This window comes from Burkholderia sp. Bp8986 (assembly GCF_003854225.1).
Lineage (GTDB): Bacteria > Pseudomonadota > Gammaproteobacteria > Burkholderiales > Burkholderiaceae > Burkholderia.
Genome location: NZ_QTQM01000009.1, coordinates 130999 through 154337, shown reverse-complemented (window position 1 = coordinate 154337; position 23339 = coordinate 130999). Strand labels below are relative to the sequence as shown.

Genomic DNA, 23339 nt, shown 5'->3' with positions numbered 1-23339 from the left:
TTTTTCGCCCGCCGCATCGGCGATGCGGGCTGCGATGACGCTGCGTATCGTCCGGCCGCAAAAAAAGCGAGGCGCTGAGCCTCGCTTTTTGCTTGGTGTGCCGACGTGTGCGCTGCCGGCCGGCAGCATCAGCGCGTGTATTCGCCGTTGGCTTCCGGCTGGAACACGATCGCGGCGACCTTCATCAGCCTTTCGGCGCCGCTCGGCTGCAGCACTTTCACCAGCTGACCGCGTTGCGTGCCGAGCAGCGCCATGCCGACCGGCGAGAACACGTTCAGGCGGCCGAGCTCGAGATTGGCGGCGTCCGGATAAACAATCGTCCAGGTGGCCTGTTCCTGGGTCGCTTCGTCGAGCAGTGTGATCTGCGAGTTCATCGTGACGACGTTTGCCTTGATGGCGTCCGGTTGCACGATGTCTGCGCGCTCGAGCAGCGTGTCGAGCATCGTCTGGAAGCGCGGGTTGTGTTCGGCGTGCTTCTCGAGGCGAGCAACGTCGAGTTCGGTCAACTGATAAAGGCGTTGTTTCATGGCAGTTCTCCAAATGATCGGCATGGGGCAGGCGGGGCGTGCCTATGGGGATCGCCCGGAGCCTGTCTGACCTGGCTCCGGGAAGGAGACCGAGCCGTCAGATCAGGCGCCGGGCAGGCGCGAGCGGCGCCTGGGCCGTGCGTCGAGCGAGGGGATGCGCCGGCTGGCCGGCGCGCACGCGCACGCCGACCGGGCCAGGCGGCGAAACCGAAGCGAGCATGGGCGCGTGCATGGTGAATGGGGTGTCGAGAGGTGAATAAAACCTTACGATTCTACAACACAACCTTCCGGATCGGTGCTTCGGCTGTCGGCCTTTCGTCAGGCATTGTTGTGAAAATGATTTAAGTAATAGCGATCGCGCACGGTGACAGCGGTCGATTTTTTCCGAAAATGCAACGCTGTATGTTCAAACTAAGGGTTTCCCCTTGGTATCGCCAGCACTACACTTGATCCATCGCTTCAGACAGTCCCGCCGGGAGCGACGTCAAAAGAGAACATATTTCGGAGGTCCACCATGAAGTCGATCATCTACGCAGCGATCGCTGCATCCGTTCTTGCCGCCCCGATCGCATCGTTCGCACAGTCCGAGCAGGGCTTGACTCGCGACCAGGTTCGGGCCGAGCTCGTGCAACTCGAACAGAACGGCTACAAGCCGCTCGCGAGCGATTCGCAATATCCGGACAACATCCAGGCCGCGGAACAACGGATCCAGCCGAACCAGCCGATGCTCGCCCAGGCCGATACGAGCGGTTATGGTGCGGTGGCGACGGGCGCAGGCCAGTCGGGCCGCCGCATGACGCATGAAGCCGCGAATCCCGTGAACTCCGTCTACTTCGGCAACTGAACATTCCCGGGTCTGCCCGAACACAGCATGTGACCGACGGGACGCGCGCCGCTTGCGCGCGTCTGCGTCAGCAGAGCAGAACCTCCGTCGCCGCATTCCGGCGGCTTTTCTGCCCAGACGCTCGCGCGTTTGGGCCTTTTTCGCTGGGACGGATCAGGCGGACGTGACCGTCGGGGTGCCGTGGATATAGTGTTCCAGTTGGCTGATCGTGAATTGCTGGTCGGCAATCACGCTCTTCACGAGGTCGCCGATCGAGATCAGGCCGATCAGCTTGCCGTCCTGGATGACGGGCAGGTGGCGCATCCGGTGCTCGGTCATCAGTGCCATGCACTCGTCGGTGGATTGGGACGGTTCGACGTAGCGCACCTTGGCCGTCATGATTTCCTCGACGCGGGTGGCTTTCGACGAACGGTCCTGCAGCACGACCTTGCGCGCGTAGTCGCGCTCGGTGACGATGCCCGCGATGTCGTCGCCGTCCATGACCAGCAATGCGCCGATTCCCTTTTCCGCCATCAGCTTGATGGCGTCATAGACGAAATCGGCTTTCTTGACGGTGTAGATCGTGCGGCCGGAATCCGGCTTGGCTTTGAGAATTTGCGCGACAGTCGTGCTCATTTGCTTTCTCCGTGTGCGGGACGATGCAGGGAAGGCAGGGCGTGATGCGCGGCACCCGACGGGCCCAGTATAGCCGGGCCTGCTGCGGCAGTCGCGTGACGTTTCCAGATTAGCGGTAAACTCCGGTCACGCACTATCCACACAACTCCTACATTCCAGATCGTTTCGATTGAATTCATGATGTCTTCGCGTCCCCAATCGCCCACGCAGGGCAATGGCCAGGCAGACGAGTGCGTGACGCTCGTCGCCACCGCGTCGCTGCCCACGCGCTACGGTACGTTCACGTCGTACGCTTTCCGCGTATCGGGCAGCGATGCCGAACATCTCGCGCTCGTGATGGGCGACGTCACCGGCGAGCAGTCCGTGCTCACGCGGCTGCATTCCGAGTGCCTGACCGGCGACGTGTTCGGCTCCTTCCGCTGCGATTGCGGCGAGCAGCTCGATCTCGCGCTGCGCTACATCGCGGCGGAAGATCGCGGCGTGCTGCTGTATCTGCGCGGCCACGAGGGGCGCGGCATCGGCCTGAGCAACAAGATCCGCGCATATGCGCTGCAGGAGCAGGGGCGCGACACCGTCGAGGCGAATCTCGACCTCGGCCTGCCCGATGACGCGCGCGAATACGATTCGGCCGCCGCGATCCTGCGGATCCTCGGCGTGACGTCGGTGCGGCTGATGAGCAACAACCCGAAGAAGTTCGACACGCTCGTGAAGCACGGCATTCCCGTGTGTGAACGCGTGGCGCTCGCAGTGCCCGTGCGCGAGGAAAACGAGCGTTACATCCGGACCAAGCAGGTCAAGTTCGGGCATTACTTCGAAGAAAACGAGTAATCGCGTTCGACGCGGGGGCGCCCGATCGGGCGTCGCGCTCATTCCGTGAACGCCGGACGGGACGATGCGTCCCGCCGCGTTCAATTCCCGTCGCCGGTTCTCGTGACTGTCGCCGCTGGTTGCCGGCGCAGCTGACGAGCGCGATTGCTTCATCCCTCCGCTTCGCCTTCGAGCTCGCTCCTGCGTTACGAGAACGGTGTACGCGGCCCGACGCACCCCATGCCTTCTGCACCTCCCGATCACGGTTGATCCGCCATTGAAGATAGAAACCGAACGTTTGACGTTGCGTCGCTGGCGGCCGGGCGATGCCGGTGCGCTGGTTGCGATGCACGCGGATCCCGATGTGACCGCGTGGCTGGCGCGTGGCCCGATGTCCTTCGATGAGGCGGAGGCCGTCATCGCACGCTTCGAAGCGCATTTCGACGCGCACGGTTTCGGTGTGTGGGCGATCGAGCGCCGTGCGGATGGCGCGCTGATCGGGCTCTGCGGGTTGTCGCGTGAAGTTCGTGACGAGCATCCGATGGCGCCGTGCGTCGAGATCATGTGGCGCCAGGCCCGCACATCGTGGGGGCATGGCCATGTCGCGGAAGCGGCCGCTGCGGTATTGGTCGACGGGTTCGGCCGGGCGGGGCTCGGCGAGATCTTTGCATGGACGGCTGCTGCCAACCAGCGATCGCAGCGTGTTGCGCAGCAACTCGGGATGGCGCGGCAACCGATGCGCGATTTCGAGCATCCTGCGTTGCCGCCGGGGCATGCGCTGCGACCGCATGTGGTGTTTGTCGCGCACGCAACGCCCGTTCGTCCGGATGACTACGTCGGCGCGTAACGCGCCCCGGGCACGCGGCCGTTAATGCCGCCTCGCGTTCTGCAGCACGATCCGGTAGCCGTCGGCGTCCTCGAACGTCTGTCCTGACGCATTCCAATATGGATTGAACGATGTCGCCCGCATGAAGCCGTGCGCGACTGCGCGTGCGTACGCGGCTTCCCATGCCGGGCGGTCGGGAAGATAGAAGACGATCAGGTCTTCGGGGCGGCGACGGGGCGACCGGATGCGCCGGACAGTGCGTGAATTCAAAGTGGTAATCGAGTCCTTCGCGTCCCAGTATCACGCCGGAGAAACCGTCGTGATCGTCGAAGCGCGCGAGCACTGCTGGCTCGAATGCGTCGCGGTACATGTGCTCGGTTCTGGCGAGGTCGGCGACGGGGCGCGCGATGCGCAGGTGGGCGTGCATGACGATGTCGGCTAGGGGGGAGCGATTCGTCGATGCCGCCGGGCAGGCGCGGGCGCGCTGCTCGCAGGGGGCTTTGATGTGTCCCCGATAAATTGTCGCAGGCAAGAAAAAGCCCGCTACTGGAGCGGGCTGAATCCATGTTTGGAGACATGGAGGAGACGGATGTAACTTTAAGGGAAAACCCGAGGGATGGCAAGCCCTAGTTGTAATTGTGCAACGCAGCGCGCCTCGAGCTGTCCTGACCAGGCTGGTGCTGCACGCCATCCAGCTGTCGCGGGCGTTCCACCGTGTCCTGCCGAACAGCCGACGCGCCGTCGGTGCGGCGGCCGTCGCGTATCCGCGTATCCGTCGCTCCTACATTGCGCCTGCCCGCGCGTGCGCGGCAAACGTGCCGAACCGCTCCTGCGCAAGCGGCACCGCGTACTTGTTGCGCATTTCCGTCTCGATCCACGCGCAGGCCTCGCGCGCGCAGTCGGTCAGCGCATGCCGCGTCGCGTGTCCGTCGATGTCGTAGACGAAGCGCACGCCCACCTCGTCGTCGGCGACTTGCCGTTGCAGCTGATTGAGCTGCAGTTGCGGCCCGTGTCGCTGCGACAGCGCGCGCAGCTCGTCGAAGTGATATTCGAGCCAGTCGGCAAAGAACAGCGCGTCGCTATGGCAGCGCAGACGGAACGCCGCACTACGCGACGGACGCTGCGCGCCGCCGCCGCCGCCGCCGCCGCCGCCGCCGCCGCCGCCCGCGGCCTGCGGCTCGCCGTTCGGCGCGATGGCCGCATCGACGGGCGCAAGCGGCTGCCCGGTCTGCCGGTACGGTTTGCGGTCGCGCAGTGCGTGCCACAGCAGTTCGTCGCCGGCGGCACCGGACGGCTGCATCGTCAGGTCGCGCCGGCCGTCGCCGACAGCGGCGACGTCGCGGATCACGAGGCGCAGCGAGCAGAGCGGCTCGTCCGCCACCAGCAGCGTCGCCGTGCGCGGCAGCCCGCACACGAGCGGCGCGGCGCCGGCGGCCCGGAACACGAGCCCGCGGCGATCGAGCCGCACGAGCGGCAGCGGCCGCGCAAACGACGGGTAGGCGACTGCGACGCGGGCGCCGCCGGCGCCCGTCAACCCGGGCATCATCGCGCGAAAGACCTGAGACTGGTCCACGGTGGTTCTCCTTCGTTACGGTGCCGCCCGGCCGGACTACGCGCGTTCCGGCTCAGGCGGCGATGGCTTGCCGGGCAGCCCGTCCCGGCTCGATTCCTAGTGCGGCAAACGTTTGCGGATCGATGTCGATCCAGCACGCGACAACCAGACGACCGTCCACCTGTTTCGGGGGACCTGCCCGGTGCGCGTGCACGCCGATCCGGCGGAACAGCCGCTCCATGCTCGCGAACGTCACGCCGATCAGCTGCCGCGCGCCCCGTTGCGCCGCGCATTCGACGACCGCGGCGAGCATCGGGCGGACGGCCCACTCGGCATTGCCGGGACCGCCTTCGTCGTTGCCGGTCGCCGCGAACCGCGACAGCTCCCAGACGGCAGCGGATTGCGGCAGTGCGACGTCCTCGGCGATCAGGTCGGCGAACAGCGACTTCAGCAGATACGGGCGGGTGGTCGGCAACAGGCGCGCACATCCGCACACTTCGCCGCAGGCGTTTCTCGCGAACACGTAGACGGTATCGTCGCGATCGAACTGGTCGCGCTCGAAACATTCGTTCGCCGACGGGAGCGCCCAACCGAGCTGTTCGACGAACACATGGCGCCGATAGCGCCCGAGATCCGCTGCAAGTTCGTGTGGTAACCGCCCTTCATCGTGAACGAAGGTCCGCATGGTGTCCTCGGATCGGTACTTTGGTATGCCCGCATTACATCGCGCGTCCCGAGGAGGCGGTAACTGGTAACTCTTACAGGGTGAGGCCGCGCCGACACCATTCGACCGGTGGTAACGGTTTCTTGATCGGCGGGATTGAAATACCGGCGGCTTTTGCTTATAAAGAGCGCCAGTCTTGCGGAAATGTCAGACGAAAGCGCGGCCGGTTGTCACTGGAGCACGGGACCGGCATGATAGACGTCGTTGCGACCGAGCAATGCCGACGCAACCGCGGCCGGCCAATCGACGTGTGCGAGCCGCGCGGCCAGCACGGCGGCGGTGCGGAACATGCCGAGGTCGGCGCCGGTGGCGTCGACGGCCATGATGTTGCTGCGGACGTCGCCGCCCGCGATCGCGAACGTGCCCGTCGCGCGCTCGAGATACCAGTCCCAGCCGACCGTCAGGTACGCGAGGCCGGCACTGGCCGGGCGGTGCCATTCGGTGTAGCCGGCCAGACGCGCGTCGACGGCGCTGTCGCGCAGTTCCGCGAGCAGCGATGCATCGAGGCCGCTCGCGACATGGTCGAGCGCGAGCGCGGCCAGCGCGCTTTCGGACAGGCGCACGTAGCCGTCCGGAGACGGGCCGCGGACCGGGTGCAACAAAGGTGAAGTCATGCGCGGAATGTATCAGCCCCGAACCGGCGCTGGCACCTGACAGGTATGACAGCGTAACGTTGTCGGAGAATGAATGGAACTGCGCTGGCAGGATGCCTACCAACAATTCAGCGCCGCGGAAGACGAGCAGCAGCTCTTCCAGCGGATCGCCGCTTATTCTAAACGCCTCGGCTTCGAATATTGCTGTTACGGCATTCGCGTGCCGTTGCCCGTGTCGAAGCCTGCCGTCGCGATCTTCGATACCTATCCGGACGGCTGGATGGCCCACTACCAGGCGCAGAACTACATCGAGATCGACTCGACGGTGCGTGACGGCGCGCTCAGCACCAACATGATCGTCTGGCCGGACGTCGACCGGATCGATCCGTGTCCGCTTTGGCGGGACGCGCGCGACCACGGGCTGTCGGTGGGCGTCGCGCAGTCGAGCTGGGCGGCGCGCGGCGCGTTCGGGCTGCTGAGCATCGCGCGTCATGCGGACCGGCTCACGCCGGCCGAGATCAACATGCTGACGCTGCAGACCAACTGGCTCGCGAACCTGTCGCATTCGCTGATGAGCCGCTTCATGGTGCCGAAGCTGTCGCCCGAGGCGAGCGTCACGCTGACCGCGCGCGAGCGCGAGGTGCTGTGCTGGACGGCCGAAGGGAAGACCGCGTGCGAGATCGGCCAGATCCTCAGCATCTCGGAGCGCACGGTCAACTTCCACGTGAACAACATCCTCGAGAAGCTCGCCGCGACCAACAAGGTCCAGGCGGTGGTCAAGGCGATCTCGGCCGGGCTCATCGATACGCCCTGACGCAAAACTGGCGGCGGGGCGGTCGTGCCGAGCCGGCCGCCTTTGCGCTCACTCCATCATCGGCTCCGCTTCCTTCGCGGTCCAGCTCACGCTGGAAATGCTCTTCTCCATGCTCATCCGGCTCGCGATCTGCTCGAGCTTCTGCTGATCCTTCGGATGCAGCTTCAGCGTCGCGGTCACCTTCAGCCGGTCCGGCTGCTCGGGCACGTCCTCGCTCGTCAGGCTCTGGAACGACAGCGGTTTCGCATACATCGCATTCGACAGCAGCGTGCGGATGTGCACTTCGTCGGCGGCGAGGCAGATCACGGTGATCTGGTATTCGCGCACGAGGTCGGCATTCGACACGGGTGTCGCGTTGATCGCCTGGCTGACGCCGCGCAGCACCGTGTTGGTGAGCAGCACGACGCCCGTGCCGGCCAGGGCCGGCACGTAGTGGCCGGAGCCGGCCAGCACGCCGACGGCGGCCGAACACCACAGCGTCGCGGCCGTGTTGATGCCCTGGATCGAACCCTTGTCGCGCATGATCACGCCGCCGCCGAGAAAGCCGACGCCTGACACGACGTAAGCGGCGATCTGCGTGACGCCGGCCACGCCGTTGCCGGTCAGCACGCCGAGCGTGACGAACAGGCAGGCGCCGCTCGCGACGAGCGTGATCGTGCGCAGCCCCGCCGTGCGTTGCCGCATCTGGCGTTCGAGGCCGATCGCGACGCCGCAGGCGAACGCAGTGAAAAGACGGAGTGCGAAATCGAGAGTCATGATGGTCCTGCCGTGCCAAGTGCGCATGCCGGCCCGCGGCGCGGCGGCGCGAAGCCGAACGCGGCACGATGGCCGTCATCGCGCGGTACTGTACCGCGCGGATGCGTCATTCAATGTGAAACGGATGGCGTGCGGGCTCGCGGAACGCGAGCCGCGGCAGGAGAACTGCGTCGGACAGGCGTTCAGGCGGCAAGCGGCGCACGCAACGGAGTGCTGCAACTGTCCACGATGGTTCCTGAAGGAAGAATGGGCGGCATTCTAGTGGGCCGCGCGCGCAGGCGTCAACCCGTCTGGCGGCCGGCCGCGAACGGCCGGTGGTCACTGCGACGGTGACTGCGACGCGCCGATCGTCCCCGTCGCGAGCGCGAGCGCGGCGGCGGCCGACAGCGCGCCGGCGTAGCTGTCGACCTCCGCGTTGCGGGCCGCGAGCAGCTGGCTTTGCGCGATCGTCGCATCGGTGACCGAGCCGACGCCGTTGCGGTACGCGGTCAGCGCCGCGTCGTAGCTCGTCTGCGCGGCATCGACGAGCGCCTTCGCCGCGTCGTGCGACGCGAGGCTCGTCTGCACCGCGTTCTGCGCGGCGACGACCTGGCGGACGGCTTCCTCCTTGGTCCGCGTGAGGCGCGCGGATGCGCTCTGCGCATCGTTGCGCGCCTGCATCAGCACCGCCGAGCGCAGGCCGCCGTCGTACAGCGGAATCGTCACGCCGAGGAACACGCCGCCGCCGTAGTGGCTGCCGTTCAGGTTCACGGTCGGGGCCTGGTCGCCGATCGCGGGCAGCGCGGTGATCGCCGTGCCGCCGCTGGCGTAGGACGTCGACGCCGACAGGAATATCTTCGGCATGAACGCGGCTTGAGCGGCCTTGATCTTCGCGCGGTTGGCCTGCTCGAGCGCATAGGCGCCCTGCAGGTCGGGGCGGCGCGCGATCGCGTCCGACACGATCGCGTCGACCGACGACGCGAGCGCGGGCGGCAGCGCTCGCCTGGGCAGCGCGGCGATCGACGGTTTCGACAGCGGCGAGATGCCGAGCGCGGAAACCAGCGCGAGGTAGCCGTCGCTTTCCGTGCCGTTCGCCTGGACCAGCGCGAGGTTCGCCTGTGCGCGATTCTGCGTCGCCTGCGCGAGTTCGACGACGGTGCCGACGCCTTGCCTGAGCCGTGCGCGCGACGCCGCGAGAATCGCGTCCGCGTTCGCCAGGCCCTGCTGCGCGCTGACCGCGCGCGAGCGGGCGGCTTCGTAACGGTAATACGCGACGGTCACGTCGTGGATCACCTGCTGATGCACGGCCGTGAACGCGACGTTCGACGCGACCGACGCCTGTTCGGCCGCCTCGACGCGCGCCGCGCGGCCGCCGAAATCGAACAGCAGCCATTGCAGCGACAGCGCCGAGATCGTGCCGTGCACGGTCGTATTGCTCGACGAGTCGCCGAGGATCGTCGACGTCGAGCCGTGACTCGCCTGGTACGCGCCCATCGCGGTCGCGGACAGGTTCGGCAGGTATGCGGCCTTCGCGATGCCGACCGCGAGCGCCGCGTTGCGCGCGTCGTTCCACGCGATGCGGGTCAGCGGGTTCGTCGATTCGGCGAGATCGATCAGCTCGGGCAGCGTGTACGGATGCGCGGCATCGAGCGCGGCCGGCGGCGACACCGATGCGAGCGCGGGCGAGGCCGGCAGCGTGTAGTCGTGCGGCGCACGCTGCGCGGATGCAAGCGGTGGCGCCGGCACGATGTCGCCGGCGGCCGACGTTTGCGGCTGCCACGGACGGTCGGGGGCCTGCGGCGCGAGATCGACCGACGACGTGGCGCAACCGGTCAGCGCGATGGCGGTCGCGAGCGCGGCGGCGGCGATCGATGCGGCCGGCGGTTCAGGGACGCGCATGAGGGGCAGGCTCCTTCGGGGTGTCTGGGCGCGCGGCGTCGGCGATGTGCGCGAGCCGCGTGTCGATCAGGTTCAGCAGCGCGTCGCGTGCAGGGTCGGTGGAGGTGGCGGCCGGCGGCGGGGCCGGCTCGGCTGCCGCGCCTGCCGTCGACGACGGCGGCGCCGAAGCGGCGTCGGCGGTCGGGGCGTCGTCGCGCAGTTCGACCACGCGCGCGAGGTGCGCGCCGATCGCCGCATCGCCCGGCGTGCGGTCGGCGAGCAGGAACAGCGGGCCTTCGAGCGCGCCGAGTTCCGCGAGCGCGCGTCGCCGGGTGGCGAGCCACGTGGCGGCCGGCCGTACCCACGACGGTTCGTAGTGGATCAGGCCGAGCTCCTGCGCGATCGCGCCGTGGCGCGCGAACGCTTCGGCGGCGAGCGTGCGGCGTTCGGCCGGCTGCACGACCTGCGCGATACGGCGCCATTGATCGAGCAGCGCCGCGAACGCGACGTCGATCTGCTTGCCGATGCTGACGGGCCAGATGCGCGTGAACACGAGATACACGACGACGTTGCCGAGCAGGATGCCGATCGTGCGATCGCGCGCGAGCGTCAGGTCGAAGCCGGGGCCCGCGCCCTGGATCACGCACAGGAAGAACGCGAACGCGACCTGGAAGCCAGCGTACGCAATGCGCGGCGAACCGAACGCGACCCACGCGGACAGCCACGCGCCGACGAACACGAGCGCCATCAGCTCGCCGATCGACGACAGCGCCGGCACGACGAACACGAGCGCCGCGGTGCCGATCAGCGCGCCGACGATGCAGCCGGCGATCCGCAGCGTGAGCTTCTCGACCGTTTCGGCCGTCGAGCCGAGCGACACCATGTAGCAGGTGATGAAGCAGGTATGGATGCCCGACCAGTCGAGCTGCGAGTACAGCAGGTAGCAGAACATCGCCGCGACGGTCGTCTTCAGCGCGTAGCGGATGTGGTCGGGGTTGGTGCGGGCGTCCGGCAGGAAGAAGCCGCCGCGCGGCGCGGCGGGTGCGTTGGCGGTTGCAGCCGATGCGTCGGGCGGAGTCGCCGTCGGTGCGGCAGATGCGGCGGCGGCAGCAGGTGCGGCCGATGCGGCCGGTGCAGTCGATTCAGCAGGTGTGGCCGGCTCGGCGAACTGCGTGATGGCCGTGTGCAGATCGGTTGCGACGACGCGCGCGAGCGGCGGCAGCGTATCGGCCGGCGGCAGCCCCAGCGTCACGTCGACCGGATAACCGCCTTGCTCGAGGATGCCGGCCATCTCGTCGAGTGTCGCCGCAGCCGGTTGCGCGAACGCGGCGGGCAGCCGCGCGTCCGGCTCGCGGTCGGCGAGCGAGACCGCGACGAGCAGCGCGGTGCTCGACGCGATGGCTTGCCGTATCGCGGGTGCGTCGGCGGTGGGCGTCGACCCTTCGAGCGTCGACAGTTTGAGCCACGTGAGGAGCTGCTTGTCGCCTTCGCGCAGGCTCGCGTCGAAGGCCGTGCGCGCATCCTCGTCGCCGCGCAGCCGCTGCGCGGCGAGCCGCAGCCGTTTCGCGAGCTGCGCGAGCGCGAGCTTGCGCGGCGAAGGCGCGATCAGCAGGTTGACGACGATCGCGACGCCGACCGGAATCGCGACCATCAGCCATGCGTAGAGCAGCGCACGCGTCGCGGCTTCGCCGACCGGCGCGAGGCCGAGCTGGTCGAGCCCGAAGCCGACGATCATCGCGAGGATCGCGCCGACCGGGCGCAGCTTGCTCGCCGACGTGAGGTACAGCAACCCGGCCGACAGCACGGCCATGCACGCGACGCGCAGCACCGAATAGTCGATGCTGAAGATCGCGACGCCGATCACGAGCGCGATCACGAGCGTGATGAGCAGCAGCATCGCGACCGCGAGCACGACGCTCGTCACGCGGTCGGCGCGGTTCAGGAAGAACACGACGTACGCGGAGATCGCGGCTTCCGGCGTACCGTAGCCGCTCGTCACGAGCACGACGAGCGCGCAGATCAGCGCGACCCGCGCGGCCATCGCGGCGCGCCCCGGAAACGGCGCGAGCAGTCGCAGGACTTCGCGCGGGCCGGGGGCGCGGACTTCAGCGGCAGGCTGAACCATGCCGGACCTCGACGATCGCGCTCGCGCCGACGCGCACGAGCTTGCCGTCGGGTTCGTCGAGCTTCACACGCACCGGGAAGCGCTGTGCGACATGTACCCAGTTCACCGAGCGCTGCACGATCGGCAGTGCGCGCGGCAGGTTGATGCGGTCGCTGTCCGCGATGCCCGCGCCGATGCCGACGACCTTGCCCGACAGCGGCCGGCTGCGGTCGATCATCGAATAGACGGTCGCGCAGTCGCCGACCGTGATGCGGTTCAACGACGTTTCGCGGAAATTGCCGACGGCGAACCATTCGCTCGCATCGATCAGCGTGAAGATCGACTGGTTCGGCGCGAGGGTTTCGCCAGCGAGCACGGTCAGGCCCGTCACGAGCCCGTCGTGCGGCGCGCGCACCACCGTGTCGTCGAGCGCGTGCTGCGCGCGGGCGAGTGCGGCTTCGCGTGCATGGAGCGTGGCGATCGCGTCGGCGTCGTCGCCGATCGTCTGCGCGGACGCTCGCTGTTGTTCCTGCGCCTGCGCGAGCGACACGGCCGCGTCGCGCTGCCGGACCTTCGCCTGGTCGAACTGCTGTGCGCTGACGTAGCCCTGCGCCGCGAGCGGCGCGAGCCGGTTCACGTCGCGCGTCGCGAGATCGTGATTCTGCGACGCGCGCTTGACCTGCTCGGCGGCGACGGCTGCGTTCGAGCGCTCGCCGATCAGCGACCGGCGGCGCGTGTCGAGCGACGCGCGCGCGAGTTCGAGGTCGGCCTGCGCCTGCGCGACCGTCAGCCGGTACGGCACCGGATCGATCTGATACAGCAGGTCGCCTTTTGCAACGCGCTGGTTCTCGTGCACGGCAAGCTGCACGATGCGGCCGCCGACGGGCGATGCGACGTGCACGACGTCCGCGTCGATCGACGCGTCGTCGGTGGACGGGTAGGCCGTCGTGCGGTGGTACGCGTATGCGAGCGCGGCGATGCCGAGCGCGACGATCGCCAGCGCGATCACGCGGCCTTTCGTGGACGGGCGGGCGGTGCCGGCGGCCTTCATGCGAACGGCCCCGTGCCGGTGAGCCACACGATCACGGCGACCACGAGCCCGATCGCGGTGCAGACGGCGAGCTGGTAGGGCACCGTGGCGGCCCAGCCGGTCGCGACGAACACGCGGTGCGCGACGATCGCGCCGACGATGCCGACGATCGCGCTGACGAGCCAGAGCGGGAAATACGCGCCGAACAGGACGTACGACGGTGCGCCGCGCGACGTGCAGCCCGCGAGCGGCAGGGCGGGCGCGAGGACGGCGGCGACACGCAGCGGCGCGCGCGGCGTTGTTTTTCTCATGGTGTGACGAGCTCGACGTTGGGGGTGGATGCCGGGCGCGGCGCAAGGCGGTTCGTCGTCGCGACGACGATTCCGCGATACGGAGCCGATAATAAATCAGCGCGATGTAGACCGCCAGCGATGCCCGGCGTGCCTGCCGCACGCACGGGGCTGCCCGGTGGGCGCTTCGGTGCGATCGATGGCGGTTCGCGATTCTGCCAGCGCATGCACTGGCAGGGTTGCTGACGGACTGTAAAGGATAGTCAGACGAAACCGGGCCGATGCCGTTTGTCTGCCGATGAAGCGGGAATCGGCGAGCCGAATGCGGAATTGACGCGCAGTCGCGGATGAATCCGCGTTCGGGCCCGCGCGGTGCGTCCGCCGTGGCCGTGACCGTCGTGCCGGCCGGTATCTGTGTACCATCGTGCGAAGAGCGCGACGCGTGAAGAGGCTTGACGGCACGGTCCCGTCCGACGCGCGGCGCGGAAGCGGTATCGCAACGAGGACGAGTATTCCATGCGAAGTTTCTTTGTCCGGTTCATCGCAATCGGCGTGGTGTTCCATTTGTATGTCGGGCTGCGGATCATTCCCGACGCCTTCACGTCGCCGCTCGCGCGCACGATCGCGGCGCTCGTGCTGGCGAGCTTCGTCGTGCTGATTCCGGTCGGCATGTTCTCGCGCCGCTTCGACGAAGGCTGGGCCGCGACGCTGGTCGGCTGGCTGGGTTCGATCGCGATGGGTTTCTTCTCGTCGCTGCTGGTGCTGACATTCCTGCGCGAGCTGGTGCTGCTCGGCGTCGTCGTCTGGCGGCATCTGGGGCACGACGGTGCCTGGAGCGGCGCGGCATCCGACACGGCGCTCGGCGTGCTGGCGGGCGCGGTGCTGGTCAGCGCGCTCGGATTCGTCGGCGCGCGCCGCACGGCCGCGGTCAAGCGCGTGTCGATTCCCGTCGACGGGCTGCCGGCCGCGCTCGACGGCCTGACGATCGTGCAACTTTCGGACATTCACGTCGGGCCGACGATCAAGCGCCCGTATATCGAGCGGATCGTGCGCGCGGTCAATGCGCTCGAGGCCGATCTCGTCGTCGTGACGGGCGACGTGGTCGACGGCTCGGTCAAGCGGCTGCGCGAGCACACGGCGCCGCTCGGCCGCATGCAGTCGCGGCACGGCAGCTTCCTCGTGACGGGCAACCACGAGTACTACGCCGGCGCGCACGCATGGATCGACGAGTTCCGGCGGATCGGGTTGACGGTGCTGCTCAACGAACACGTGCTGATTGAACACGACGGTGCGCGCGCGGTGCTCGCCGGCGTCACCGATTTCACGGCGGGCGGGTTCGATCCCGCGCATCGCAGCGATCCCGAGCAGGCGCTGGCGGGCGCGCCGCACGACGTCGCCACGAAGATCCTGCTCGCGCACCAGCCGCGCAGCGCGGAAGCGGCGAGCCGCGCCGGTTTCACCGTGCAGCTGTCCGGCCATACGCACGGCGGGCAGTTCCTGCCGTGGCCGCCGTTCGTGCGCCTGCAGCAGCCCGTGATCGGCGGGCTGAACCGGTTCGGCACGATGTGGCTCTATACCAGCCGCGGCACCGGCTACTGGGGGCCGCCGAACCGCTTCGGCGTGCCGTCCGAGATCACGCTGATCCGGTTGACCCGCGGCCGCTAGCGCGCCGGAATGACAGCGCATGGCGTCGCGCGTCGCCGTTGGCTACCATGCAGACGTGGTTTCCCCGCACCGTTCATTTGCTGCCTGATCGCGACATGTCGACGCCCGATCTTTTCGCCGATTCGCCCGTGCCCGACGTGGACTGGTACCCGGACTGGCTCGCGCCGGCCGACGCCGATCGCGTGCTGGCCGCGCTGATCGACGAGGTCGCGTGGCGGCAGGACACGATCCGCACGCCGCGCGGTCGCATTCCGCTGCCGCGGCTCACCGCGTGGCAGGGCGAGCCCGACGCCGTCTACGTGTATTCGGGGATCCGCAACGTGCCCGCGCCGTGGACGCCGGCCGTGCTCGACCTGAAGCGCGCGGTCGAGGCGACCTGCGGCGCGCGATTCAACAGCGTGCTGCTCAATCGCTATCGCAACGGGCAGGACAGTCTCGGCTGGCATGCCGACAACGAGCCGGAGCTCGGCGACGCGCCGGTCATCGCGTCGGTGAGCCTCGGCGCGATGCGCGTGTTCGACCTGCGTCATCGTGCGACCGGCGTCGTGCACGCGTACCGGCTGACACACGGCAGCCTGCTCGTGATGCGCGGCCGCACGCAGGCCGAATGGCAGCACCGCGTGCCGAAGGCGCCGGCCGTGCAGGGTGAGCGCGTCAACCTGACGTTCCGGCGGGTGGTGTCGGCGGGAAGCGGCCGGTAGCGGCCGGAGATGCCGACCGGCGGGCGCCACGAGCCGACGAAGGTGGTGGTCCGGCGCACGCGTGCCGGTCGCACCCCGTTTTTCATCCAGGCGAGGCAAGCCGCCGTCGATGCGGCACGTTGCCGCACGCAGGTGTCCGGGGCGGCTTGAACCGGCCTGCGAGGCCCGTCCCATAAGGGTTTCAGGTGGTTTTGATTGACCGTCCGGTTCTGATAGGCAGGTGTAAGCCCTGATGGTGCGTCGCAACATTCATTGACTAGACTGTCGAATGGCTGAAACGCGCCGGACGCCGGCGCACTTTTTCGACATGCCTGACGCGTCGCCGACGTGATGCGCAGTGCAGGAGCATAAAACCCGTGACCGTACTGGACTCATCCCTCGAACCCTCGCTGCACGTCTTCGAACAAGACGGTGGATGGCAATGGGCGCTGACGGTGAAGCGGGCGTCGGGTGTCGGTGTGAAAGTCGTCGCATTCAGCACGGACGGCTTTCGCGGTGAAGCCGACGCATACGCCGCTGGCCAGCTCGCCCGTGCCGAGTACGACGCTGCCGTGACGGCCTGACGTCGCGTCGCGCCGATCCCGCTCGCGGATCGGTGCGGTCATTTGTTTCCTCGCGTTTCTTCCCCCTTTCGTTTTCTAGTCGCACATCGGCCGTGATCGTGCCGGCCGGTACCGCACGTGAGGCATCCCGATCGCGGATGAGCAGGGCCGGCGGCCCGCCTTGCCTAAGGCGACGTTCCGATGGGCAGTCTTGTCTATCGCTGTTATCCTTTCGATCGCATCAGGCTATATGAGTCCGGCTACCCGATCGGGCGCGCCGGGCCATCGGCCGCCTGCGCCGGATCGTGTTGATCCGGTCCGGTCGAAATTCCATAATCAAGCATTGCGGGTCATTCGTGAACGCTTCCATTCCGTCCATGTGCACAGGATCAATCCAACGATGAGCGGCGCATCGAAACCGCCGGCGAAGCCGGCAAGCGCGCCGCGCGCGACAGCCGGCGACGACGTCGACCACGACGCGTCGAAGCAGGGCGCGGGCGACGACGAATCGTCGGGCGGCGCGTCGTCGTATCTGGTGCCGGGCCTCGAGCGCGGGCTGCGGATCCTCGCCGAATTCTCCGCGCGCGAGCCGGTGCTCGGCGCGCCCGAGCTGTCAAAGCGCATCGGCATTCCGCGCACGACTACCTTCCGCCTGCTGCAGACGCTCGAAGCGCTCGGCTTTCTCGAGCGCGTGAACGGCGACCGTTATTTCCGGCTCGGCGTCGGCGTGCTGCGGCTCGGCTTCGAATACCTGAATTCGCTGGAACTGACCGATCTCGGCACGCCCGTGCTCGAACGATTGCGCGATGCGACCGGCCTGTCGACGCACCTGCTGATCCGCGACCAGCGCGATGTCGTGTTCGTCGCGAAGGCGCAGAGCAACACGTCGATGTTCGGCTCGGTGAAGGTGCACGTCGGCACGCGGCTGCCCGCGCACGCGACCGTGCACGGCCATGTGCTGATGGGCGACCTCACGCGCGACGCGCTGCGCCAGCTGTATCCGGAGAAGCGCCTCGAACAGTTCACCGAGCGCACGCCGGGCACGGTGGACGAGTTGTACGAGCGTGTGCGTCATTACGCGCGGCTCGGCTACGCGGTCAGCGAAGCCGCGTTCGAGAGCGGCATCTCGGCCGTGACGGCACCCGTGCGCGACCATTCGGGCGCGATCGTCGCGGCGATCACCGCGACGGTGCCGCGCTCGGAAATCGGCGAGGCCGGCGAGAAGGAACGGCTCGTCGAAGCGGTATGCGGCGCGGCGGTCGACCTGTCGCAGCGGTTGAACTACCGGCCGCTCGAAAGCGACCCGACGTTCGCGCACGCGCGCCATCGCGTCGCGATGTTCTGATTCGCGGCATGAGCCGCGTCGCGCGGCTTCGTCAGTAGCCTGTCGCAAGTAGCCAAAAAAAGAGCAGCCCCCGGGCTGCTCTTTTCGTTTCCGCCGTCGGGCGCATCCGGCCGCCGCCGCTCAGAACGAGTGATGGATGCCGGTCAGCACGATCACCTGGTTCGCGGTGCTCGACGCGCCGGCCGTGAAGAACGCGGCCTTCGCGCCGCCCGAACCGTGCTCGTACAGCACGTTCGCATACAGCTGCGTGCGCTTCGACAGCGCATAGATGTCGCCGAGCTCCACCTGCGTCCAGCGGCGGCCGGCCAGCGTCGTGGTCGCCGCGCCGCCCGCGATCGTGTTGAACGCGCTGCTGCGGTAGTTCACGCCCGCGTCGTAGCTCTGGAACGTGTCGGAAAACCCGTTCGACTGCATCTTCACGCGCGTATAGAGGCCGTGCACGAGGAAGTCGCCGATCTGGTAGGACGCGCCCGCGCCGATGTTCTCGACCTTGTTCGCGATGTAGCCGGTCGCGGTGTTCTGCCCCTGGAACGACGTGATACCCGTCTGGCTGATCAGGATCGAGCGGTCGTGCTCGTTCGAGTAGACGGCCGACGCCTTGAACGGCCCGTTCGCGTAGTTCAGCGCGACCCCGACCGACTTGCCGGTCGAGAAGTTCGTCGTGTTGCCGAGCGCCATCGCCGCCGCGGCCGAGAAGCCGGCGAAGCTCGGCGAACGGTACTTGACCGCGTTGTTGTACGGCACGTTGCCGGTCGCGGCGAGCCCGTCGATGTTGCCCGGATGGAACGCATACCAGCTCAGCGCGAGATACGCGGTGCTGAGCGGATCGAGATAGTCGAACGTCAGCGGCGTCTGGCGGCCGAGCGTCAGCGTGCCGTAGCGGTCGGAGCTGAGGCCGACGAAGGCCGCGCGGTTCCAGATCGTGTTCGCGGTCGCGAACTGGCCGTTGTTCGTATAGAAGCCGTTTTCGAGCTGGAAGATCGCCGACAGGCCGCTGCCGAGGTCTTCCTTGCCTTTCAGGCCCCACCGGTCGGGTTGCGTGTTGCCCTGGATCATCGCCCACTTCGCGTGGCCGCCGACGTTGTTCACATAGGCGACGCCGGCATCCAGGCTGCCGTACAGCACCACGCTGCTTTGTGCCCAGGCGCCCGACATCGCGCCCATTCCGACGATTGCTGCTGCTACCGCTTGCTTGACCATTTGATCTCCTGACTCTCCAAACCTGATGAGAAACGTGCCGTGGCGGCGGGCGCGGGGGACGGCCGGCCGTCGCGCGTTCTTCACCACCGGGCGGGCATTTTTAATGTTCCATATAAGGAACAATGTGCCTCTGATGGAATGAAGTATAGAGGTGTCGCGCGCCGGATCAAAAATAAATTTATCGGGCCGGATGCGGGTGGTGACGATCCGCAACACGGGACCGAGCGTCCTGAAAAAAGGACTTAAATCCCCGCCACAAAGCAAAAAATCACCTTTTTCAAGATGAGTGGCGGCGATCGTCGACCCGGCGGTCGGTGTTTTCCCTAGGACGTGCAGCTTTTTGTTTTACTCGTGGGAAGTCACTCCTATAATCACCATCCATAAACTGCTGTTCCGGGTATGGAACAAACCCGGGGCGAACCGAGAGTCGATCAGAAGGAAGGGTGTGAGATGTCTGAACAATGGGTTTGTGCCGGGCACGCCGGCGCGCTGTCGGAAGACACGCCGATCGAGTTCAAGCGGACCGACGGCGTCGAAATCGGGATCTACCGCGTCGGCGACGAGGTGTATGCGCTTGAGAACGTGTGCCCGCATGCCTACGCGCTGCTGACGCAGGGGTTCGTCGACGAAGGCACGGTCGAATGTCCGCTGCACGAGGCCGTGTTCGACATCAAGACGGGCGAATGCCTGAAGGGCCCGGGCGGGCGCGCGCTGAAGCAGTACGCGGTGCGCCTGGCTGGCGAGGAAATCCAGATCAAGGTGGAGTAACCGATGAAAGAAGCGACCGTCAACTTCAATCCGTTCCTGAAGCCGTGGGTGGCGCCGCAGCCGAACAACGTCGCCGGCAAGGGGCAGATCGAGATCCCGGGCCAGGTCGAGAACCGCATCTGGCAAAACCGCAAGGCCGAGCCGACGCAGTACGAGAACGATCTGGGCGATGCGCTCGAACGCGTGTTCGAGAGCGGCGCGACCGAGCTGGACGAGGTTGTCGCGGGCCTGAACCGCATCGGCTTCCGCGCGCCGGACGGCACGGCGTGGACGCCCGAGCGCTTCCGCGCCGAATTGGCCTCGCTGGCGGAATGAGCGCACCGACCGCGCCGCACGCCTGAGCGCCGACCCGACAACCGCATCCGGAGCACACTGATGACGTCCCCCGCACAACACGAAACACAACACGACCCGGTCCGCGACTACCTCGACCGCGGCATCAAGAACTACTGGTATCCCGTCGCCCCGAGCTGGCAGGTGTCGAACGCGCCGGTCGGCCTCACGCGCCTGTCCGAGCAGATCGTGCTGTGGCGCGATCACGAAGGGAAGGTCCACGCGCTGGAAGATCGCTGTCCGCACCGCGGCGCGCGCCTGTCGCTCGGCTGGAACCTCGGCGGCAGCATCGCGTGCTGGTATCACGGCATCGAAGTCGACGGCGGCGGCACGGTCAACCGCGTGCCGGCCGTATCGAACTGTCCGCTCGAAGGCACGAAGTGCGTGAAGTCGTATCCGGTCGAAGAGAAGGCCGGCGCGATCTTCCTGTGGTTCGGCGACGAAGCGCACGGCGAGCCGGCGCCGCTGAACCTGCCGGAAGAACTGGTCGCCGACGAATACGCGCACTTCCTGTGCGTGTCGAACTGGAAGTGCAATTACCAGTACGCGATCGACAACGTGATGGACCCGATGCACGGCGCGTACCTGCACGCGACGTCGCACTCGATGGCCGAAGGCGACAAGCAGGCCGACATGCGTGTGCGCAAGACGGAAACGGGCCTGATGTTCGAGAAGATCGGCCAGCGCGACGTGAACTTCGACTGGGTCGAGCTCGGCGAAACCGGCTGCCTGTGGATGCGCCTCGCGATTCCGTACAAGCAGAAGTTCGGCCCGGGCGGCAACTTCGGGATCATCGGCTTCGCGACGCCGGTCGACGGCGACAACTGCCAGGTCTACTTCTGGCGTACGCGCAAGGTCAGCGGCTGGCAGCGCGACGTGTGGCGCTTCATGTACCGCAACCGCCTCGAGGGCCTGCACTGGGACGTGCTCGAGCAGGACCGCTACGTTCTCGAAAGCCTCGCGCCGCACGCGCGCGATCACGAATACCTGTACCAGCACGACGTCGGCATCACGCGCGTGCGCCGGATGCTGCGCCAGCGCGCGCAGGAACACCTGTCCGCGCTCGACGCGCATCGCGCGGCGCACGCCGCGGCGGAGCCCGCGAATGGCTGAGTTCGCTCCGGTCGTGTCGCTGCCGGGGCGCCGCGTGCTCGTCACGGGCGGCGCGCGCGGTCTCGGCGCCGCGTTCGTGAAGGCGCTCGTCGAAGCGGGCGCGCAGGTCGCGTTCGGCGACGTGCTCGCCGAAGAGGGCCGCGCGCTGGCCGCGCAGCTCACGCAAGCCGGCCACACCGCGCATTTCTTCACGCTCGACCTGGCCGATCCGGCGAGCGTCACGGCTTTCGTCGCGCAGGGCGCACAAGCGCTCGGCGGCATCGACGCACTGATCAACAACGCGGCGATCACGAACTCGGGCGGCAAGCTGTCGACGGAGCTCGACGTGTCGACCTGGGATGCCGTGATGAACGTGAACGTGCGCGGCGTCTGGCTCGTGAGCAATGCGGCGCTGCCGTACCTCGCGCAATCGGGCCGCGGCGCGATCGTGAACCTCGCATCGGACACCGCGCTGTGGGGCGCGCCGAAGCTGCTCGCGTACGTCGCCAGCAAGGGCGCCGTGATCGCGATGACGCATGCGCAGGCGCGCGAGTTCGGTGCGCACGGCGTGACGGTCAACGCGATCGCGCCGGGGCTCACCGAAGTCGAGGCGACGGCCTACGTGCCGGCGGAACGCCACGCGTTCTACATGCAGGGCCGCGCGCTGACGCGCGCGCAGGTGCCCGAGGACGTGACGGGCCCCGTGCTGTTCCTGCTGTCGGACGGCGCGCGCTTCGTGGCGGGTCAATTGCTGCCGGTAAACGGCGGCTTCGTAATGAATTGATTTGAAGTTTTCACTCTGATGAAGGAGAGGACGATGGCGGACGCCGATCTCGAACGCAAGTCGTGGGACCAGCCGGAAGGCGCAAGCTTCAACGACTGGATGGAAGGGCGCGTCGCGCGCTACGCGACGCGGCGCTACGACTGGGACGCACTGAAGTTCCAGGCCGACTACGACCCGAAGTACCGCCGTGCGCAGATGCGCTACGTCGGCACGGGCGGCACGGGCGTCGCGAAGGACGTCAACACGGTGCCGGCCGGCAACTTCACGTTCTCGACGATGGTCATTCCGGCCGGCAACATCGGCCCGAGCCACATCCATATCGACGTGGAAGAAATCTTCTTCGTGCTGCGCGGCAAGATGAAGGTGATCTGCGAGCGCGACGGCGAGACCTGGGAAGCGATCCTCGGCGAGCGCGACCTGATCTCGGTGCCGCCGGGCGTGTACCGCACGGAAATCAACATCGGCGAGGAAGACGCGCTGATGTGCGTGATGCTCGGTTCGCCGAAGCCCATCACGCCGACGTATCCGCCGGATTCGCCGCTCGCGAAGATCAAGCGCTGAGACGGGGCGGAGCAAGCAATGCGTGTCATCGACAAACGTGAACGCGACCGCACCGCGGCGTTCGCCGCGCTGCTCGGGCAGTTTCCCGAACAGCGCTGCGCGGCCGGCGCGGCGGGCACGATCGGTTATCGCGAGGCCGGCGCGCAGCATGCGGGCCGCGCGCTGCCCGTCGTGCTGCTGCACGGGATCGGCTCGGGCGCCGCATCGTGGGTGTGCCAGCTCGACTCGCTCGGCTCGTCGCGCCGCGTGCTCGCTTGGGATGCGCCCGGCTACGGCGTGTCGACACCCGTGCACGGCGCGTCGCCGGCGGCCGCCGATTACGCGGCGTCGCTGAACGCGTGGCTCGAGGCACTCGGCATCGAACGCTGCGTGCTGGTCGGGCATTCGCTCGGCGCGATCGTCGCGGGCGGGTTGGCCCGCGTGATGCCCGCGCGGATCGCCGGCCTGCTGCTGATCTCGCCCGCGGGCGGCTACGGCAGCGCGCCCGCGGAAACGCGCGACACGCGCCGCGATGCACGCCTCGCGATGCTCGACGAACTCGGCCCGGCCGGACTCGCCGAACAGCGCAGCGGCAACATGCTGTCGGGTTTCGCGAGCGAGGATGCGCGTGCATGGGTACGCTGGAACATGGCGCGCATCGTGCCGGCCGGCTACGCGCAGGCCACGCATCTGCTCGCGAACGCCGATCTCGCGTCCGATCTCGCCGGCTTTCGCGGCCGCACGGCGGTGGCGGTCGGCGCGAACGACGCGATCACGCCGCCGGCTGCCTGCGAGCGGATCGCCGCTGCCGCGCACGTCGGGCTGCAGGTGATTCCGCAGGCCGGTCATGCGGGCTACGTGGAAGCGCCGGCCGTGTATTCGTCGCTGATCGATACGTTCTGCCGTCAATGCGACCGTCAACGGGGGCTGGAATGAACTACCTCCACGCTCACATTCGTTCGCTTGGGGGCGCGCAGCCCGCCCGATCCCGACATGCATTTCAACGTGCCCCTGGGGCGGCCCGACCGGA

Annotated in this window: 25 protein-coding genes and 1 pseudogene; 14 read left to right on the top strand and 12 right to left on the bottom strand. The window is 67.7% G+C overall.

Going from position 1 to position 23339, the window contains the following annotated elements:
* Positions 1–128: 128 nt before the first annotated feature.
* Positions 129–527, bottom strand: coding sequence for a GreA/GreB family elongation factor (locus DID99_RS11860; RefSeq protein WP_044846709.1), 399 nt, complete (start codon positions 525–527; stop codon positions 129–131).
* Positions 528–1041: 514 nt separating this feature from the next.
* On the opposite strand from DID99_RS11860, the gene DID99_RS11855 reads away from it, so the two are divergent.
* Positions 1042–1371: a DUF4148 domain-containing protein gene (locus DID99_RS11855; RefSeq protein WP_044846710.1), complete on the top strand. Its 330-nt coding sequence runs from the start codon at positions 1042–1044 to the stop codon at positions 1369–1371.
* 153 nt (positions 1372–1524) lie between these two features.
* Here DID99_RS11855 and DID99_RS11850 read toward each other — a convergent pair whose 3' ends face one another.
* On the bottom strand, positions 1525–1986 hold the full coding sequence (locus DID99_RS11850; RefSeq protein ID WP_044846711.1) for a CBS domain-containing protein: 462 nt from the start codon (positions 1984–1986) through the stop codon (positions 1525–1527).
* 177 nt (positions 1987–2163) lie between these two features.
* Here DID99_RS11850 and ribA point away from each other — a divergent pair, with 177 nt between their 5' ends.
* Positions 2164–2814, top strand: a complete 651-nt coding sequence (ribA, locus tag DID99_RS11845; protein WP_044846712.1) for a GTP cyclohydrolase II — start codon at positions 2164–2166, stop codon at positions 2812–2814.
* A 196-nt stretch (positions 2815–3010) separates the two neighbouring features.
* Complete coding sequence (locus DID99_RS11840; RefSeq protein ID WP_260444568.1) at positions 3011–3640, top strand: GNAT family N-acetyltransferase; 630 nt, start codon at positions 3011–3013, stop codon at positions 3638–3640.
* Between the two features lie 21 nt (positions 3641–3661).
* Here the strand turns inward: DID99_RS11840 and DID99_RS38350 are convergent.
* The 4 genes and pseudogenes from DID99_RS38350 to DID99_RS11820 form a co-directional block, all read right to left on the bottom strand.
* Positions 3662–4046: pseudogene (locus tag DID99_RS38350) on the bottom strand (VOC family protein).
* 354 nt (positions 4047–4400) lie between these two features.
* On the bottom strand, positions 4401–5192 hold the full coding sequence (locus tag DID99_RS11830; protein WP_124666752.1) for a hypothetical protein: 792 nt from the start codon (positions 5190–5192) through the stop codon (positions 4401–4403).
* 52 nt (positions 5193–5244) lie between these two features.
* Complete coding sequence (locus DID99_RS11825; protein WP_124666751.1) at positions 5245–5856, bottom strand: acyl-homoserine-lactone synthase; 612 nt, start codon at positions 5854–5856, stop codon at positions 5245–5247.
* Between the two features lie 209 nt (positions 5857–6065).
* The gene (locus DID99_RS11820; RefSeq protein WP_124666750.1) at positions 6066–6509 is read right to left on the bottom strand and encodes a DUF4902 domain-containing protein; all 444 of its coding nucleotides are present in this window, start codon (positions 6507–6509) and stop codon (positions 6066–6068) included.
* A gap of 73 nt (positions 6510–6582) precedes the next feature.
* Between DID99_RS11820 and DID99_RS11815 the strand changes: the two genes are divergently transcribed.
* Positions 6583–7302, top strand: coding sequence for an autoinducer binding domain-containing protein (locus DID99_RS11815; RefSeq protein WP_124488191.1), 720 nt, complete (start codon positions 6583–6585; stop codon positions 7300–7302).
* A 48-nt stretch (positions 7303–7350) separates the two neighbouring features.
* Here DID99_RS11815 and DID99_RS11810 read toward each other — a convergent pair whose 3' ends face one another.
* The 5 genes from DID99_RS11810 to DID99_RS11785 all read right to left on the bottom strand — a co-directional run bounded on the left by DID99_RS11810 (position 7351) and on the right by DID99_RS11785 (position 13360).
* A complete protein-coding gene (locus DID99_RS11810; protein ID WP_044843160.1) occupies positions 7351–8058 on the bottom strand; it encodes an MgtC/SapB family protein in 708 nt (235 codons plus the stop codon).
* Positions 8059–8376: 318 nt separating this feature from the next.
* On the bottom strand, positions 8377–9936 hold the full coding sequence (locus DID99_RS11800) for a TolC family protein (RefSeq protein ID WP_124666749.1): 1560 nt from the start codon (positions 9934–9936) through the stop codon (positions 8377–8379).
* The gene (locus DID99_RS11795; protein ID WP_124666748.1) at positions 9923–12040 is read right to left on the bottom strand and encodes an FUSC family protein; all 2118 of its coding nucleotides are present in this window, start codon (positions 12038–12040) and stop codon (positions 9923–9925) included. Before DID99_RS11795 ends, DID99_RS11800 begins: the two co-directional genes overlap by 14 nt.
* Positions 12021–13070, bottom strand: a complete 1050-nt coding sequence (gene mdtN / locus DID99_RS11790; protein WP_124666747.1) for a multidrug transporter subunit MdtN — start codon at positions 13068–13070, stop codon at positions 12021–12023. Before mdtN ends, DID99_RS11795 begins: the two co-directional genes overlap by 20 nt.
* A complete protein-coding gene (locus DID99_RS11785) occupies positions 13067–13360 on the bottom strand; it encodes a hypothetical protein (protein WP_124488186.1) in 294 nt (97 codons plus the stop codon). The genes mdtN and DID99_RS11785 overlap by 4 nt, the downstream gene beginning before the upstream one ends.
* A 495-nt stretch (positions 13361–13855) precedes the next feature.
* On the opposite strand from DID99_RS11785, the gene DID99_RS11780 reads away from it, so the two are divergent.
* The 4 genes from DID99_RS11780 to DID99_RS11765 all read left to right on the top strand — a co-directional run bounded on the left by DID99_RS11780 (position 13856) and on the right by DID99_RS11765 (position 17592).
* Positions 13856–15004: a metallophosphoesterase gene (locus DID99_RS11780; RefSeq protein ID WP_124488185.1), complete on the top strand. Its 1149-nt coding sequence runs from the start codon at positions 13856–13858 to the stop codon at positions 15002–15004.
* A 95-nt stretch (positions 15005–15099) separates the two neighbouring features.
* A complete protein-coding gene (locus DID99_RS11775; RefSeq protein ID WP_044843167.1) occupies positions 15100–15705 on the top strand; it encodes an alpha-ketoglutarate-dependent dioxygenase AlkB in 606 nt (201 codons plus the stop codon).
* A 356-nt stretch (positions 15706–16061) separates the two neighbouring features.
* A complete protein-coding gene (locus DID99_RS11770) occupies positions 16062–16268 on the top strand; it encodes a hypothetical protein (RefSeq protein WP_044843168.1) in 207 nt (68 codons plus the stop codon).
* A gap of 379 nt (positions 16269–16647) precedes the next feature.
* Positions 16648–17592 (top strand): IclR family transcriptional regulator, encoded by a 945-nt coding sequence (locus DID99_RS11765; RefSeq protein ID WP_124666746.1) that lies wholly within the window; start codon positions 16648–16650, stop codon positions 17590–17592.
* Between the two features lie 120 nt (positions 17593–17712).
* On the opposite strand, the gene DID99_RS11760 is transcribed toward DID99_RS11765, so the two are convergent.
* Positions 17713–18792 carry a porin gene (locus DID99_RS11760; protein ID WP_124666745.1) on the bottom strand — a complete coding sequence of 360 codons (1080 nt, stop codon included), beginning with the start codon at positions 18790–18792 and terminating at the stop codon, positions 17713–17715.
* 450 nt (positions 18793–19242) lie between these two features.
* On the opposite strand from DID99_RS11760, the gene DID99_RS11755 reads away from it, so the two are divergent.
* Genes DID99_RS11755 through DID99_RS11730 form a run of 6 tightly spaced genes read left to right on the top strand, consistent with a single transcriptional unit; the run spans position 19243 to position 23245 of the window.
* Complete coding sequence (locus tag DID99_RS11755) at positions 19243–19560, top strand: non-heme iron oxygenase ferredoxin subunit (protein WP_006758060.1); 318 nt, start codon at positions 19243–19245, stop codon at positions 19558–19560.
* 3 nt (positions 19561–19563) lie between these two features.
* Positions 19564–19875: a recombinase-like helix-turn-helix domain-containing protein gene (locus DID99_RS11750; RefSeq protein ID WP_124666744.1), complete on the top strand. Its 312-nt coding sequence runs from the start codon at positions 19564–19566 to the stop codon at positions 19873–19875.
* A 60-nt stretch (positions 19876–19935) separates the two neighbouring features.
* Positions 19936–21006 carry an aromatic ring-hydroxylating dioxygenase subunit alpha gene (locus DID99_RS11745; protein WP_124488182.1) on the top strand — a complete coding sequence of 357 codons (1071 nt, stop codon included), beginning with the start codon at positions 19936–19938 and terminating at the stop codon, positions 21004–21006.
* A complete protein-coding gene (locus tag DID99_RS11740) occupies positions 20999–21769 on the top strand; it encodes an SDR family oxidoreductase (RefSeq protein WP_124666743.1) in 771 nt (256 codons plus the stop codon). The genes DID99_RS11745 and DID99_RS11740 overlap by 8 nt, the downstream gene beginning before the upstream one ends.
* 33 nt (positions 21770–21802) lie before the next feature.
* Complete coding sequence (locus tag DID99_RS11735) at positions 21803–22330, top strand: cupin domain-containing protein (RefSeq protein ID WP_034180369.1); 528 nt, start codon at positions 21803–21805, stop codon at positions 22328–22330.
* Positions 22331–22348: 18 nt separating this feature from the next.
* Positions 22349–23245, top strand: coding sequence for an alpha/beta fold hydrolase (locus tag DID99_RS11730; RefSeq protein WP_124646344.1), 897 nt, complete (start codon positions 22349–22351; stop codon positions 23243–23245).
* Positions 23246–23339: the final 94 nt, after the last annotated feature.